Below are 15,431 nucleotides of genomic sequence, written 5' to 3' on the forward strand. Positions count from 1 at the left end.
CCACCATGAAGCTTTTGCGCATTGGCCAGATCGCCAAACGCACCGGCCTGTCGGCCAAGGCACTGCGTCTGTACGAGGCGCGCGGCCTGCTGACGCCGGATGCGCGTTCCGACAGCGGCTACCGCCTGTACGGCACCAGGTCGCTGGCGCGGCTGGCCGAAATCGGCGTGTTGCGACATGCCGGCTTCAGCCTGTCCGAGATCGGCGCGCTGCTGCAACGCAAGGGCTCGGCAGCGGCGCTGATCGAGGCGCGCATCGCAACCCTGCGTCACGAGGTGGCGGCGAGGTCGGCGGCACTGGCCGCGCTGGAGCAGGCGTGGCAGCGGCTGGACACGGCATCGCAACCCAATGTCGAACAACTCTTGGAGAGCATTCAGATGAGCGAGCAACTTGATGTGCATTTCAGCGAGGCCGAGCTGGCGGAGTTCAAGCAGCGCGGGGAAATCCTCGGCAAGCACTTCACGCCCGAGGAGCGCGAGCGCCTGCGCGAGCGTGCCGGGCAATACGGCAGCGAGGACATGCACCGGTACGAACAGGCGTGGCCGCAGCTGATTGCCGAGGTGCGCGCGGCGATGGACGCCGGCACGCCGGCCACCGATCCGGCGGTGCTCGAGATGGGGCGTCGCTGGCATGCGCTGGTCGCTGCGTTCAGCGGGGGCGACCCCGGCATCGCGGGCAAGCTGCGGGAGGCTTATCACGCCGAACCGCAGGCGATGGCAGGGCAGGGCATGGATCCGGCGATGTTTGCGTACGTGGGTGAGGCGATGCGGGCAGCGAAGCTGAGGTTCGAGCGGTGAAACGAGCCGGGCGGTTCGCGCGAGCGAATCGCCCGGTGGCCCACGCGCCTTGGCAAGCAGAAGGCGATCTCTCGTCGAGCTCCTTCTCGCGCGGGTGGCGCGGTGTGCTTCCAATCGCGCGGCATTTCGCCATGCCGGAGTTGCTGCAGCCAGGGGCGTCGGTGGAGCGGCATGACCGCGCACGACCGGCATGACCGGCCTGGCTCCCCGGTCCGGGCGACACATACAATGACGCGACGCTGTTGCTGCAGGAATTCGCCATGCCCTTCACCTTGCATCCGGATGGCGGCTGCTTCGGCATGCCGCGGGCGGAGCGACCACGCGTCCTGCCGCCAGGCGGGCTGATCCGATGATCTACGTGCTGGCGAGCGCGGTCTTCAGCGTGCTGGTGTCGGTGCTGCTGAAACTGGCGCGGCGCTTCGGCCTGGACGTGGGCCAGATGGTGGCGTGGAACTACGTGGCGGCGCTGGCGCTGGCGACATGGCTGCTGCGACCGGCGCTGGCGCCGCTGCGCGCGCCGGGTGCACCGTGGCCGGCGCTGCTGGCGCTGGGTGTGCTGCTTCCCACCATTTTTATCGCGCTGGGCGCCTCGGTGCGGCATGCCGGCATCGTGCGTTCGGAGGTGGCGCAGCGTCTGTCGCTGCTGCTTTCCCTGCTGGCGGCCTTCGTGTTGTTCGGCGAGCGGTTCGATCTGGCGAAGGCGCTGGGCTGCGCGCTCGGCCTTGCCGCCTTGCTGGGCATGGTGTGGCGATCGGCGCCCGTGCGTGGCGCAGGCGGGGTGGCGCCCTGGCTGTGGCCTGGCGCGGTGTTTGCCGGCTTCGGCGCCATCGACGTGCTGTTCAAGCGCGTGGCCGCGGCCGGCGTGCCGCTGGGCAGCGCGCTCGTGGCGATGTTCGCGCTGGCGCTGGCGGTGGCCTTCGCGCTGGCGGCGCTGCGCGCCTTGCGCGGCGGCGCGCGCTTCGGCTTGCGCCATGCGCTGGGCGGCCTGCTGCTGGGGCTGTGCAACTTCGGCAACATCGGCTGTTACCTCGCCGCGCATCGCGCCTTGCCGGCGCACCCGGCGCTGGTGTTCGCCGGCATGAATCTCGGCGTGGTGGTGCTGGGCGCGCTTACCGGCGTGCTGCTGTTCCGCGAGCGGCTCAGCCGCACGAATCTCGCCGGTCTCGCGCTGGCGCTGCCGGCGTTGGCGCTGCTGGCCTGGGGGTGATCGCGCGGCGGCGGCCGCCCGGGCGTGACTTCCGGGGCATGCGGCCCGCTGGCGGCGCCGGCATGCTGCAGGTTCCCCGGCGCCCGTGCGCCCGCCATCATCGAGGATTCCACTCATGCGCAAGCTTCCTCTCGCCGCGGCCGTGGCCGCCCTCTTCATCAGCACGGCGGCGTTCGCCGACACCGACAAGAAGCCGGCGCCGGCGACCGATGCGCCGGAGGCGGCGCTGGTGAAACCGCAGTCCTCGGTGACCGAGGGTTCGGTGTCGGTGGAAGGCAAGCGCATCGCCTACCAGGCGGTGGCCGGCACCCTGGTGCTGCACGGCAAGGGCGACAAGGAGCACGAGCCCACGGTGAGCATGTTCTACACCGCCTATTTCAAGAAGGGCGTGCCGGCGAAGCAGCGCCCGGTCACCTTCATCTACAACGGCGGCCCCGGCTCGGCCACGGTGTGGCTGCACATGGGCGCGTTCGGGCCGATGCGCGTGGTGACCGCCGACGACAGCCACACGCCGGCCGCGCCCTACCAGGTGGTGAACAACGACTACAGCCTGCTCGATGCCTCCGATCTGGTGTTCATCGACGCACCGGGCGCAGGCTTCAGCCGGCTGATCGCCGACGACAAGGATCCGACCAAGCGCGCCGCGCAGATGAAGGAGCGCGAGAAGGCGATCTACGGCGTTGACGGCGACGGCCAGGCCTTCGCCCAGTTCATCACCGAGTTCCTGTCGAAGTACGGCCGCTGGAATTCGCCGAAGTACCTGTTCGGCGAGAGCTACGGCACCACCCGTTCGGCGGTGGTGGCCAACATCCTCACCAACGAGGACAGCGTGGATCTGAACGGCGTGATCCTGCTCTCGCAGATCCTCTCCTTCGACAACAGCGTCGACGGCCCGCAGACCAATCCCGGCGTGGATCAGCCCTACGTCCTCGCGCTGCCCACCTATGCCGCCACCGCCTGGTATCACCACAAGCTGCCGTCGCCGCCGGCGGACGTGGAAACCCTGCTCAAAGAGGTGGAGTCCTTCGCCACCGGCGAATACGCGCAGGCGCTGATGGCCGGCAACACGCTGGACGAGGCGCGCAAGCAGGCGGTGGCGCAGAAGCTCCACCAGTACACCGGCCTGCCAGTGGCGTACTGGCTGAAGGCCGACCTGCGCGTCTCCGGCGGCATGTTCGAGCACGAGTTGCAGGCCGATGCGGACACCACCACCGGCCGCCTCGACACGCGCTTCTCCGGCCCCTCGCTCGACCCGCTCGGCAAGGATGCGTTCTACGACCCGCAGTCCTCCGCGATCAGCTCGGCCTACATCGCGGCGTGGAACGACTACGTGCGCAAGGACCTGAAATTCGGCGCCGGCCAGACCTACCGCGAATATGCCGACATCAGCCACTGGGACATGTCGCACCGCGTGCCGGGCAGCCACCGGGCGCTGCAGCAGTCCACCAACGTGATCCCCGACCTCGCGATGGCGATGAAGACCGACCCCAATCTCAAGGTCTTCCTGAATGGCGGCTACTACGACCTCGCCACGCCGTTCTACGCGGCGATCTACGAGATGGATCACTTGCCGGTACCCGCCGCGCTGCAGAAGAACATCAGCTACGCGTGGTATCCCTCCGGCCACATGGTGTATGCGCACGAGCCGTCGCTGAAGCAGCTGCACGACAACGTGGCGAAGTTCATCGACAGCACCGATCACGTGGGGCACTGAAGCAAGCGGCCAGGCCGTCTCCCGACGGCCTGGCCGCCATCGGCACCGCGCCCGTCAGCCCACCACCAGCATCGGCATCTCGTTGCTGCCCACCTGCTTGCCATCCATGGTGAGCGTGGAGTGCACGCTGTAGCGGCCGTCCTGGATGCCTGGCGGCAGGTTGAAGTTGAACGAGGTCTGGTACTCGCCGCTGCCGTTGATGTCGGCGGCCTGCTTGGTGACGCTGGAAAGCTGCTTGCCGTCGGGGCCGAACAGGGTGAGCGTCTCGGCCAGCTGCGGCGCGGTGGCGCGACTGCCGTTCAACACCACGATCTGCGACTGCATCTCCACCGGCTTGCCGGCCTGCACCGTGCTGGAGGGCTGCAACGAGCTGGCGTAGGAGGACACCGTGTTGGTGGCCGGCAGCTTGCCGTGCCGGCGGGTGTAGTCGGCCTCCACCGCCTGGGCATCGCGTACCTTGCGGGCGTGGTAGTTGTAGGCCATGCAGGCCAGCGCACCGATGCCGGCGCCGATCGCGGCACCGGCGATATGGCCCTTGCCCTTGCCGAAGAAGGCACCGGCCAGCGCGCCCACCGCACCGGCCGCTACCGGATTGCAACCGCCCGCGGCGCGGCTGCCGTCGCTGGCCTGGCCGTCGCCGGAAGACTGTGTCGGCATCTGCGCGCAGCCGGCGGCCAGCGCCATGGCGAGGCTGGCGGCGAGGACGGCGAGCGGTTTCGCGTGGCGGATGTCTGCGTTCATGGCGGTACTCCCTTCACTGGATGGAGATGCTGTTCATGGCGTTTTGCTGGGCTTGCTGTGCTTCCTGCAGCAGGTGGCTGGCGCGGGCATTGTCCGGCTCCACCGCGAGCGCCGCCTTCGCGTTGGCGATGGCGACGCTGTAATTCTGCTGGCCGAAGGCGGCCTCGCCCTCGCGCACCAGTTTGAGCGCGATGTCGCTGCGCGATGGTGCCGCCGGGGCGGCCGGCGGCGCGGGCGTGCTGGCGTGCACATGGCGGGTGGGCAGGGGGCGGCTGAGCGGCGGCGCGCTGGCGGGCGCTGGTGCGGGAGCGCTGGCCTGGTCGGGTGCGGGGGCAGGTGGCGGAGCAGACGCCGGCGCGGGCGTGCTCGCGATGGGCGCGGGTGGCGGGATGTTCGCGAGATCGGCGGCGGGAGTCGCCACCGGGGCGCTTGCGGCAAGGGCCGGGCTTGCCGGGGTGGTGGCAGGCGTGGCGGGCGCGGTGGCAGTGGTGACCGCCACCGGTGGCGTGGTGATGTTCGTCGGCGCGGCGGTGGTTGGCGCAGTGTCGCTGACGGCGGGCGCGAGGCTGGCGGCCTGCTCCGCCGGTGCGCCGCGCTGCTGCAGTTTCCAGCTGGCCAGGGCGCCGAGGCCGGCCAGCAGCGCTGCGCCGCCGAGCACGAGGAAGATGACCTTTTTGCCGCCGCCATCGGCGGCCGCGTTGGCGGGTGTGGCGGAATGCTGCCGGGCGGGAGCTGCGGGGGTTGCAGGCGCGGCAGGCGGTGGCACGACGACGGTGGCGTCCGCTTCGCCGGGCGGCATGCCGGCGGCCGGTAGAGGGATTTCGGTGTGATTGGCCGCCGGCATGGGTGGCGTGATCGGCGGCGCGGGCATCAGGGTCGACAGCGGCAAGGTGGTTGCCTCGTCGAACGGCTGGCCGCAAGCCTTGCAGAAGCGGCTGCCCGGCGGGCGTGGCGCATGGCAGTGCGGACAACCGGTGGCGGTGGCATCGGTGTTCGCGGGCGCTGGCGGTTGGCTTGCCGCGCCGGTGGCGATGCTGGACGTGGCCGGCGGCGCGACGGCTGTCTCGGCACTTGCAGCGGGTGCGCCGCAACCGGCGCAGAAGCGGGTGCCGGCCAGGTTGTTGCGCTGGCAGGCGGGGCAGCGCCAACCGGCCTCGGCGATGGCCGAAGGTGGCGCGACCGGCGCCATGGCCAGCGTGGCGCCGCAGGCGCGGCAGAACGTGCTGCCGTCGGGGTTGGCCTGTCCGCAGGCGGGACAATTCATGAGGTGAGCTCCGGGGCTGGGAACACGGCGCCGCGCGACACGGCGTGGCGCGGCGGGTCGGCGCGAGGTCGGCGGACGTCATGCAAACGATGCGCGGTGCGTGGTGATGCCATCCCGGTATCCCCTGTGCGCAGGCTCTCGGGCCGGCGCGATGCTTGACTGCCCGTCAAGCTTGCAGAAAAGTGCAGGCGGATACAAGGACGACGGCTGCGTGCTGTCGCTGCCGTCACCGGAGAGCCGCCCGCATGTCGTACGAATACAACGCCGAAAGCCGCCAGCTCGACTTTCCCAATCCGTATTACGCGGAGAACTGGTTCCTCGCCGCCGCCAGCGCCGTCCTGGTACTGGGCGGCATCGGCCTGCTGCTGCTCAGTCGCGGTGCGATCGCGGCCGGGCATGGCCTGCACGGTGTGCTGCCCTTGCTGCTGGGCGTGGGCGTGCTGCTGGCCGGCTTGAACAAGGGGCGCCAGTTGCTGCTGCAGCTGCGCTTCTTCTTCGGCCGCAGCCGGCCGGACGGGCTGGCGGGCGAGCTGGCACCCGACGCCGATGGCCGCAGCGACAGGTCGGATGAGCTGAAGGAAACGCTGCGCCAGAACGCGCTCAAATACCCCGAACCGCATGGCCCGTTGAACGGCCTGCTGTACGCATGGATACGCGAGCTGATCTTCGCGCCGCTGCCTGTGCAGTGGATTGCCCAGCGGCAGTTCCAGACCGCCATCGCCATCGTGGTGACCCTGCTTTCCTTCCTGGTCGCCTGGCTGGGCTTCGGCGCCGGCAAGGCGGCCGACTGGATGGGGCTGTTCTACTTCGGCTTCAGCGTGCTGCTGCTGGTGCGGCCGCTGGAGAGCGGCGCCGGCGCGCGCGCGGAGGTGGGCATGCGCGGCCTGGTGGTGCTGATCCTGTCGGCGATCTTCGTGCCCGTGCTGCTGCCGCTGGTGGCGCCCGGCCTGCCCAGCCTGGACTGGCTGTCGCTGAACGGGCAGACGCTGTTCCTGCTGCTCGCCGCACTGCTCGGCGTGGGGCTGTATTTCGTCGCGCTGATGCACCAGACCGTGGGCCTGCCGCCCACCAACATGGCGCGCGAACAGACCAGCCTGTCGATGAACTGCCACCCCAAGCAGTTGATGGACGAGCTGGACCGCACCTTGCAGGACACCTGGGTCGAGCGCATCCCGAACCGGCGCTACGCGCGCAAGATGCCGGTGATCGGCAATGGCGCGGGCATGTTCGCCGCCGAGCTGGTGGAGGAAACCCAGCCGATGCCCGGCGTCGGCCAGCGCCGCGTCGATCCGGTCACGGCCTTCGCCCTGCCGCGTTTCCGCTTCATCGCCTGGCTGGACGTGCTGGGGCTGGCGCTGGTCGTGCTGGGCGTCGCCTGGCTGGCGATGTTCGGCGCGAAATTCCAGCCCGAGGCGATGGACAAGCACCTGTTCTCCACCCTCACCCTGGGGCTGTCGATGCTGGTGGTGGGCTTCTACTGCCTGAAGGCCGGACACGTGCTGTGGGGTCGCTTCGACTTCACCTCGCGCCTGGTGTGGGTGGAGATGCAGGGCAACTACCAGTCGGCGCAGATGAACTTCGGCAACACCTTCACCGACCGCGTGAAAACCGAAAAGCAGCTCATCAACATCGAGACGATGACCCTGCGCGTGTGGGCGGCCGAACTGGATACCGTGATCTTCGGCAAGAACGCGCAGCGCTTCATCGTGGGCCTGCGCGGCGTGCCCGACTACGCGCGCCAGCTGGCCGCGCACCTGGTGGAATTCGCCCAGCAGCAGAGCGTGATCGTGGCGCCCACCTCGCGTGCCGACATGCAGAAGGGCGCCATCCTGGGCGCGATGAATGCGCTGGGTGGGCCGGGCAACAGCGCCGGCCTGCCGCAGGCCATGATGACGGCGATCCAGGGCGGCGGCGCGCCGCCGCCGGTCGCGGCGCATTGTCCGTCCTGCCGGGAGGCCATCAACCTCGGCGACCGCTTCTGTGGCCACTGCGGCAAGCCGCTCGCCATCGGAGCGTGAGCCGTACAAGCCTTGCCGAGGCAAAATAAACCTGAAACATATTTGCCTTGACAAATATATTTCGGGCAATAGAATGCGCGGCCATGAAGCATGCTGACGCGCCCTCCTATTCCCGCGAAAGTCTGGGCATCCTGCTCGGCCTGGTGCGCAGCGAGCTGGTGCGCGCCATGGAGGCGGAGATCGCCGCCAAGGGGCTGGACCTGCGCTTCACCCAGTTCCTGATACTGAAGCGGCTGGCCCGGCTGGGGCCGATGAGCGCCTCCGAACTTGCCCGCGCGGTGGAGCTCGATGGCGGCGCGATGACCCGTCAGCTCGACCAACTGGAACAGCGTGGCCTGTTGCGCCGCTGCCCGCACGAGCAGGATCGCCGCGCACTGCGCATCGAGCTCACGGCCGAGGGCGACGCGCTCTGGCACCGGCTCACCGGCTGCAACGAGCGTGTGCTCGCCGCGGCGCAGGCCTCGCTGGATGCGCAAGAGCGCCACCAACTGCACGATTACCTGGAGCGGGTGCTGCACGCGCTGCGCGACAAGGCTTGAACCCCACCCCATCCCCGTTTCGAGTACGAAAGCCCATGCGTCTGCATCCCCTTGCGGCAATGGTCGGGTTGACCCTCGCACTGGCCGGTTGCGCCAGTGACGGCAACCTGCATCCGCACGCCGCGCCGCTTGACCCCGCCGCGCTGAAGACCGCGCACAGCCTCGCCGGCGTGTCGGCCAGCGCGGCCTGGCCCACCGCCGACTGGTGGGCCGGGCTGCACGATGCCCGGCTCGACGCGCTGATCCACGAAGCGCTGGCCGACAACCCCTCGCTGGCCGAAGCTGATGCGCGTGCGCACCAGGCGCAGGCGCTGGCCGGACTCGCCGATGCCGCGCGCCAACCCAGCGTCGGCGTGGGCGCCAGCGTGGCCGAGGCGCGCATCCCCACCACCGTGCCTGGCCTGGGCAACGGGCATGCTGGCGCGGCCAAATACGTCTACGGCAGCTTCAAGTGGGAGGTCGACCTGTGGGGCGGCAAGCGCGCCGCGTGGGAGGCCGCCGTGGGGCAGGCGCGCGCCGCCGAGGTCGACGCCCGCGCCGCGCGCATCGAGCTCTCCATCAACGTGGCGCGCGCCTACGTGCAACTGGGCCAGGCGTATACGCAGCGTGACCTGGCGCAGGATGAAATGCAGCGCGCCGAAGCCGTGCGCAAGCTCACCGTGCAACGCGTGGCGGCGGGGCTGGACAACCAGTTGCAGCTGCAGCGCGACGAGGCCGCGGTGGCCGGCGCGCAGGAGCAGCTCGCCGTGGCCGCGCGCGGCATCGATGCCGCGCAGACCACGCTGGCCGTGCTCCTGGGCAAGGGGCCGGATCGCGGCCGCGCCATCGCCCGGCCGCAGCCGCTGGCGCCCGCCGTGCTTGCCGTGCCGGCCGCGCTGCCGGTGGAGCTGATCGGTCACCGCGCCGACCTCACCGCCGCGCGCTGGCGCGTCGAGGCCGCCGGCAAATCCATCAAGGCCGCCAAGACCGCCTTCCTGCCCAACCTCGACCTCGGCGTGATGGCCGGGCTGATTTCGTTGGGCGGCGAGAACCTGTTCCAGTTGCCGGCGCGCTTCTACAACGTGGCGCCGTCGCTGTCGCTGCCCGTCTTCGACGGCGGCCGCCTGCGCGCCAACCTGTCCGGCAAGGATGCGCAGTACGAACTGGCCGTGGCGCAGTACAACCAGGCCCTGGTGCGCGCGGTCAACGAAGTGGCCGACGAGGTCGATGCGCAGCAGTCGCTCGGGCAGCAGATGGCCGCGCAGCAACGCGCGCTGGCGGCCGCCCGGGAGGCCTGGCAACTGGCCGAGCAACGCCATCGCGCCGGCGTGGGCAGCTATCTCGAGTCGCTCGGCGTGCGTCAGCAACTGCTGTTGGCCGAACAGCGCATGGCCGCGCTGGCCGCGCAAAGCGCCGACCAGTCCCTGCAGCTGATCCAGGCGCTCGGCGGTGGCTACCGCCCGCAAGATCCGGCACCGCACGATGGCGAGCGCCCGTCCGCCACGCCCGCCACCGCCGCCACTTCATTCCCCGCCAAGCATTCCTGAAGGCATCCCCATGTCCACTCCCCATCCCACGCCGGCCGCCCCCGTGGCCAACCCCGTGCCGCGCAAAGAGCGTCGCGGTTTTCTCCTGCGTGCCCTGTTCGCGGTGCTGCTGATCGCCGCCGTAGCCTGGGCGGCGTGGTACTACCTCGACGGGCGCTGGTACGAGGGCACCGACGACGCCTACGTGGGCGGCAACGTGGTGCAGCTCACGCCGCAGATCCCCGGCACCGTGGTCACCATCGGCGCCGACGACGGCGACCTGGTGAAGCAGGGCGACGTGCTGGTGAAGCTGGATCGGTCCAACGCCGACGTGGCGCTGGCCGAGGCCAAGGCCAACCTCGCCGCCACCGTGCGCAAGGTGCGTGGCCTGTACTCCAGCGTGAACGGCCAGCAGGCGCTGGTGGCGGCGCGCGAAACCGCTGTGGCCAAGGCCAGGGCTGACGTCGACCGCCGCACCGGGCTGGCCAAGTCCGGCGCGATCTCGGCCGAGGAGCTGGCGCACGCCCGCGACGAACTCACCGCCGCGCAGAGCGCGCTGGTGGCCGCCCAGCAGCAGTACCAGACCAGCAAGGTGCTGGTGGACGACACCGTGGTGGCCTCGCATCCCGACGTGCAGGCCGCCGCCGCGAAACTGCGCGCCGCCTATCTCGACGACCTGCGCACCACGCTGGTGGCGCCGGTCACCGGCTACGTGGCGATGCGCTCGGTGCAGCTCGGCCAGCGCGTGGCGCCGGGTGCGCCGCTCCTGGCCGTGGTGCCGCTGCACCAGGTGTGGATCGACGCCAACTTCAAGGAAACCCAGCTCACCCACATGCGCATCGGCCAGAAGGTGGTCATCCATTCGGACGTCTACGGCAGCGCGGTGAGCTACCAGGGCAAGGTGCAGAGCCTCGGCATCGGCACCGGCAGCGCGTTCTCGCTGCTGCCGGCGCAGAACGCCACCGGCAACTGGATCAAGATCGTGCAGCGCATCCCGGTGCGCGTGGTGTTTGCCGACCCGGCCCAGCTCGACGCGCACCCGCTGCGCATCGGCATGTCGCTGGACGTGGAGGTGAACCTGCACGACCGCAGCGGCCCGATGCTGGCGCAGCAGCCGCCCGCGCAGCCGGCCTTCAGCACCGATGTCTACGAAAAGCAGGCGACCAAGGCCGATGCGCTGATCGCGCAGATCATCCACGCCAACATGGCGGGCGGTTCCAAGTAAGCATCTAGCCCCTCCCTCTCCGGGGGATGGGTTGGGGAGAGGTTCGGCGTACCGGTCGCTTCGCTTCGCCCGCACCCTCTCCCGCCCTTCGGACACCCTCTCCCGCAAGCGGGGGAGGGGAAGGCCTAAACCACGACCGACACGGTTCCATGAGCACCCACTACAGCCCACCCAACCTCGGCATGACCACGTTCGGGCTTTCGCTCGCGACGTTCATGCAGGTGCTGGACACCACCATCGCCAACGTGTCGCTGCCGACCATCGCCGGCAACCTCGGCGTGAGCAACGACCAGAGCACCTGGGTCATCACCTCGTTCGCGGTGAGCATGGCGATCTCGCTGCCGCTGACCGGCTTCCTGACCCGCCGTTTCGGCGAGACGAAGCTGTTCATGTGGTGCACCATCCTGTTTTCGGCCGCCTCCTTCATGTGCGGCGTATCGCAGAGCATGGGCATGCTGTTGCTGTTCCGCGCCCTGCAGGGCGCGGTGGCCGGGCCGATGTACCCGGTCACGCAGAGCCTGCTGATCGGCGTGTACCCGGCGCACAAGCGCGGCATGGCGCTGGCGCTGCTGTCGATGGTGACCGTGGTGGCGCCGATCGCCGGCCCCATCCTCGGCGGCTGGATCACCGACAACTACTCCTGGCCGTGGATCTTCTTCATCAACGTGCCGATCGGCATCTTCGCCAGCATGGTGGTGGGCAACCAGTTGCGCGACAAGCCGGAGAAGCTCGAACGGCCGCGCATGGATTACGTGGGCCTGGTCACCCTCGTCATCGGCGTCGGCGCGCTGCAGATCGTGCTGGACAAGGGCAACGACGAGGACTGGTTCAACTCCAACTTCATCATCGGCGCCAGCATCGTCGCGGCCATCGCGCTGGCGATCTTCCTGATCTGGGAGCTCACCGACGACGATCCCATCGTCGACCTCAAGCTGTTCCGCCATCGCAACTTCACCACTGGCACGCTATCGATGGTGCTGGGCTATGCGGCGTTCTTCTCCATCGCGCTGCTGGTGCCGCTGTGGCTGCAGCAGAATCTCGGCTATACCTCCACCTGGGCCGGCTTCGCCACCGCGCCGCTGGGCGTGATCCCGGTGCTGCTCACCTTCTTCGTGGGCAAGTACGCCACGCGCATGGATCTGCGCCTGCTCGCCGCCGCGTCCTTCCTGGTGATGGGCGGCACTTGCTTCATGCGTTCGGACTTCTATCTGCAGATCGACTTCTACCACGTGGCCGTCGTGCAGCTGTGGCAGGGTTTGGGGGTGGCGCTGTTCTTCATGCCCACGCTCACCATCCTGCTCTCCGACCTCCAGGGCAACGAGATCGCCGCCGGTTCGGGCCTGGCCACCTTCCTGCGCACCCTGGGCGGCAGCTTCTCCGCCTCGATCACCATCCTGCTGTGGACGCGCCGCGCGGTGACCCACCACGAGCAGCTGGCCGAACACATCAACCCCTACAATCCGGTGGCGCAATCGGCGCTGCAGCAGATCGGCCATGGCGATCCGCAGCGCGGCGCGATGGTGCTGAACGGCATGATTACCCAGCAGGGCTTCCAGTTCTCCTTCAACGAGGTCTTCCACGTGCTGGGCTGGGTCTTCATCGCGCTGATCGTGGTGATCTTCCTCGCCAAGCCGCCGTTCGCGCCCAAGGCGGGGCCGGCGGCGGGTGGCGGCCACTGAGCGCATGCCGATGCTGCTGGCGCTGAACAAACCCTATGGCGTGCTCTGCCAGTTCAGCGATGACCGCGGCCGCCCCACGCTGGCCGACCATGTGGCGCAAAAGGGCGTCTACCCGGCCGGCCGGCTGGATCACGACAGCGAAGGCCTGCTGCTGCTCACCGACGATGGCCGCCTGCAGCATCGCCTCGCCGATCCGCGCCACAAGCAACCCAAGACTTACCTCGCCCAGGTGGATGGCGCGATCACCGACGCCGCGCTGGCCGCCTTGCGGCGCGGCGTGCTGTTGAACGACGGCCCCAGCTTGCCGGCGCCCGCCGAACATGCCGAAGAACCGGACTGGTTATGGCCGCGCGATCCGCCGGTGCGCTTTCGCAAAGCCATTCCCACCAGCTGGCTCACGCTCACCCTGCGCGAAGGCCGCAACCGCCAGGTGCGCCGGATGACGGCGGCGGTGGGCTTTCCCACGCTGCGGCTGATCCGCCTGCGCATCGGCGACTACGCGCTGGATGGGTTGCGGCCGGGGCAACTGCGGGTGGTGAGCTAGCGACGCGGCTGGCGGGGTCTGGCGCGCCGCCGCCAGCGCGCGGTTCAGCACTTGTACGCGCGGTGGATCGCCACGATGCCGTTGGAGAGGTTGCGCACCTCGACGCGGTCGAAGCCGGCGCGTTCCATCATGCCCTTCAGGGTTGCCTGATCCGGATGCTTGCGGATGGATTCGGCCAGGTACTGGTAGCTGTCGGCGTCGCCCGCGAACAGGCGGCCGAGCTTGGGCAGCACCTGGAACGAGTGGAAGTCGTAGAGCTTGCCCAGCAGTTCGCTTTGCACGCGGGAGAATTCCAGCACCAGGGCGCGGCCGCCGGGCTTGAGCACACGGCAGATGTCGGCCAGCGCCTTGTCCTTGTCGGTGACGTTGCGCAGGCCGAAGGCCATGGTCACCGCGTCGAAGCTGGCGTCGGGGAAGGGCAGGCATTCGGCGTTGAGCTGCGTCCAGCGCAGGCCGCCGACCAGGCCGCGGTCGGTCAGGCGGTCGCGGCCCACGCCCAGCATGGCGGCGTTGATGTCGCCCACCACCACTTCGCCCGCGTCGCCCACCACCGGCTTCAGCAGCGCGGCGATGTCGCCGGTGCCGCCGGCGAGATCGAGCACGCGGTCGCCCTTGCGCACGCCGCTCACCGCCACGAAGTGGCGTTTCCACAGGCGGTGGATGCCGAAGGACATCAGGTCGTTCATCAGGTCGTAGCTCGACGCGACCGAGGTGAACACCTGGCCGACCAGCTTCTGCTTGTCGGCCACCGGCACGTCGCGGTAACCGAAATGGGTGGTCTGGGGCTGCTCGTTCATGGCGGGCATGGTAGCCGATCGGGGCGGACTTACTGCTGCGCGTGGCCGTCCAGCTTGTAGATGTGGCCGTCCTTCATCACGAAGCTCACCCGCTGCATCAGCGTGATGTCGTCCAGTGGATTGCCCGGCACGGCCACCACGTCGGCGACGCGGCCCACAGCGAGGCGACCCAGTTCATCCTGCTTGTGCAGCAGCTCGGCGGCATGGGTGGTGGCGGCCTGCAGCGCCGCCATCGGCGGCATGCCGGCCTGCACCAGGTACTGGAATTCCTTTGCGTTGTCGCCGTGCGGGTAGACGCCGGCGTCGGTGCCGAAGGCGATCTTGACGCCGGCGCGGTAGGCCTTGCCCGCGGTGGCCAGGATCACCGGGCCGACCTGGCGTGCCTTGGCGGCCACCTGCGGCGGGTAGTACCCGGGTTTGGCGGCCATTTCCTCGACGTATTTGCCGGCGATGATGGTGGGTACGTACCAGGTGCCGTGCTCCTTCATCAGCCGCATGTCGGCGTCGTCCATGAAGGTGCCGTGCTCGATGGAATCCACCCCGCCCAGCACCGCGCGGCGGATCGCCTCGGCGCCGTGCGCGTGGGCGGCCACGGTGAAGCCGTAGTCGTGCGCGGCGGCGACCACAGCCTTGATCTCGTCCAGCGTCATCTGTGAGTTGTCGGCGCTGGCGCTTTCGTCCAGCACGCCGCCGGAGGGCATGATCTTGATGAGGTCGGCGCCGTCCTTGTAATGCTGGCGCACGGCCTTCCACGCGTCGGCGGGCGAGTTGATGATGCCGTCCTTCGGGCCGGGGTCGCCGGCCAGGTCGCTGCGGTAGCCGTCGGTGGGGTCGGCGTGGCCGCCGGTGCTGCCGATGGGTTTGCCCGCGGTGTAGATGCGCGGGCCGGGCACGATGCCGGCGTTGATCGCGTTGCGCAGGGCGATGGTTTCGTTGTGGCCGTCGCCGAGGTTGCGCACGGTGGTGAAGCCGGCCAGCAGGGTGCGCCGCGCGTATACGGTGGAGCGGATCGCGTAGTCGGCGGTGTTCCAGCGGAACTGGTCGGAGTAGCCGGTGGGGCTGGTTTCAAGGGAAAGGTGGGTGTGCGTGTCGATCAGGCCGGGCAGGCAGGTGGCGGTGGGTAGTTCGACCTGGGTGAAGCCCGCGCCGGCAGCTTCGGCGTCGGCACGGTAGGGCGCGGCGTCGGCGCGGCCACTCTGGATGGCCTTCACGCGGCGGCCTTGCACCACCAGCGTGGTTTCGCCCAGGAGCTTGCCGGCGGCGGGGTCGAGCAGGTGCGCGCAGTGCAGCACGGTGACGTCGCGGTTGGCGGCGGCGGGCGCTTCGGCGGCCAGCGCAGCGGGCAGGGTACTGGCGGCGACGGCGACAGCCAGGAGCAGGCGTGTGGGCATGGCGATCTCC

At 69.5% G+C, this 15,431-nt stretch carries 13 protein-coding genes; 9 read left to right on the forward strand and 4 right to left on the reverse strand.

Annotated features, from left to right (window positions below; translation table 11 throughout):
- The first annotated feature begins 5 nt into the window (after positions 1-5).
- From AC3WQA_RS11405 to AC3WQA_RS11415, 3 genes are all read left to right on the forward strand, one after another.
- Positions 6-797 carry a MerR family transcriptional regulator gene (locus AC3WQA_RS11405; RefSeq protein WP_492675171.1) on the forward strand — a complete coding sequence of 264 codons (792 nt, stop codon included), beginning with the start codon at positions 6-8 and terminating at the stop codon, positions 795-797.
- A 349-nt stretch (positions 798-1,146) separates the two neighbouring features.
- Positions 1,147-2,004: an EamA family transporter gene (locus AC3WQA_RS11410; protein ID WP_492675172.1), complete on the forward strand. Its 858-nt coding sequence runs from the start codon at positions 1,147-1,149 to the stop codon at positions 2,002-2,004.
- Positions 2,005-2,119: 115 nt separating this feature from the next.
- The gene (locus AC3WQA_RS11415) at positions 2,120-3,718 is read left to right on the forward strand and encodes a S10 family peptidase (protein ID WP_492675173.1); all 1,599 of its coding nucleotides are present in this window, start codon (positions 2,120-2,122) and stop codon (positions 3,716-3,718) included.
- 54 nt (positions 3,719-3,772) lie between these two features.
- Here the strand turns inward: AC3WQA_RS11415 and AC3WQA_RS11420 are convergent, their stop codons facing one another.
- Together AC3WQA_RS11420 and AC3WQA_RS11425 are read right to left on the reverse strand one after the other, a co-directional pair.
- The gene (locus AC3WQA_RS11420) at positions 3,773-4,459 is read right to left on the reverse strand and encodes a hypothetical protein (RefSeq protein WP_492675174.1); all 687 of its coding nucleotides are present in this window, start codon (positions 4,457-4,459) and stop codon (positions 3,773-3,775) included.
- Between the two features lie 13 nt (positions 4,460-4,472).
- Positions 4,473-5,723 (reverse strand): zinc ribbon domain-containing protein, encoded by a 1,251-nt coding sequence (locus AC3WQA_RS11425; RefSeq protein WP_492675175.1) that lies wholly within the window; start codon positions 5,721-5,723, stop codon positions 4,473-4,475.
- A gap of 245 nt (positions 5,724-5,968) precedes the next feature.
- Between AC3WQA_RS11425 and AC3WQA_RS11430 the strand changes: the two genes are divergently transcribed.
- The 6 genes from AC3WQA_RS11430 (at position 5,969) to AC3WQA_RS11455 (ending at position 13,233) form a co-directional block, all read left to right on the forward strand.
- Positions 5,969-7,741 (forward strand): hypothetical protein, encoded by a 1,773-nt coding sequence (locus AC3WQA_RS11430; protein ID WP_492675176.1) that lies wholly within the window; start codon positions 5,969-5,971, stop codon positions 7,739-7,741.
- Positions 7,742-7,908: 167 nt separating this feature from the next.
- A complete protein-coding gene (locus AC3WQA_RS11435) occupies positions 7,909-8,280 on the forward strand; it encodes a MarR family winged helix-turn-helix transcriptional regulator (RefSeq protein ID WP_492676348.1) in 372 nt (123 codons plus the stop codon).
- A gap of 35 nt (positions 8,281-8,315) precedes the next feature.
- A complete protein-coding gene (locus AC3WQA_RS11440; RefSeq protein WP_492675177.1) occupies positions 8,316-9,806 on the forward strand; it encodes an efflux transporter outer membrane subunit in 1,491 nt (496 codons plus the stop codon).
- A 10-nt stretch (positions 9,807-9,816) separates the two neighbouring features.
- Positions 9,817-11,010, forward strand: a complete 1,194-nt coding sequence (locus tag AC3WQA_RS11445) for an HlyD family secretion protein (RefSeq protein ID WP_492675178.1) — start codon at positions 9,817-9,819, stop codon at positions 11,008-11,010.
- A 26-nt stretch (positions 11,011-11,036) separates the two neighbouring features.
- Positions 11,037-12,689, forward strand: coding sequence for a DHA2 family efflux MFS transporter permease subunit (locus AC3WQA_RS11450; protein WP_492675179.1), 1,653 nt, complete (start codon positions 11,037-11,039; stop codon positions 12,687-12,689).
- 10 nt (positions 12,690-12,699) lie between these two features.
- Positions 12,700-13,233, forward strand: coding sequence for a pseudouridine synthase (locus AC3WQA_RS11455; protein WP_492676349.1), 534 nt, complete (start codon positions 12,700-12,702; stop codon positions 13,231-13,233).
- 44 nt (positions 13,234-13,277) lie between these two features.
- Here AC3WQA_RS11455 and ubiE read toward each other — a convergent pair whose 3' ends face one another.
- Both ubiE and AC3WQA_RS11465 read right to left on the reverse strand, forming a co-directional pair.
- Positions 13,278-14,030: a bifunctional demethylmenaquinone methyltransferase/2-methoxy-6-polyprenyl-1,4-benzoquinol methylase UbiE gene (gene ubiE / locus AC3WQA_RS11460; RefSeq protein WP_492675180.1), complete on the reverse strand. Its 753-nt coding sequence runs from the start codon at positions 14,028-14,030 to the stop codon at positions 13,278-13,280.
- A 29-nt stretch (positions 14,031-14,059) separates the two neighbouring features.
- The gene (locus AC3WQA_RS11465) at positions 14,060-15,421 is read right to left on the reverse strand and encodes a metal-dependent hydrolase family protein (protein WP_492675181.1); all 1,362 of its coding nucleotides are present in this window, start codon (positions 15,419-15,421) and stop codon (positions 14,060-14,062) included.
- Positions 15,422-15,431: the final 10 nt, after the last annotated feature.

The organism is Rhodanobacter sp. FW106-PBR-R2A-2-24, from assembly GCF_058789615.1.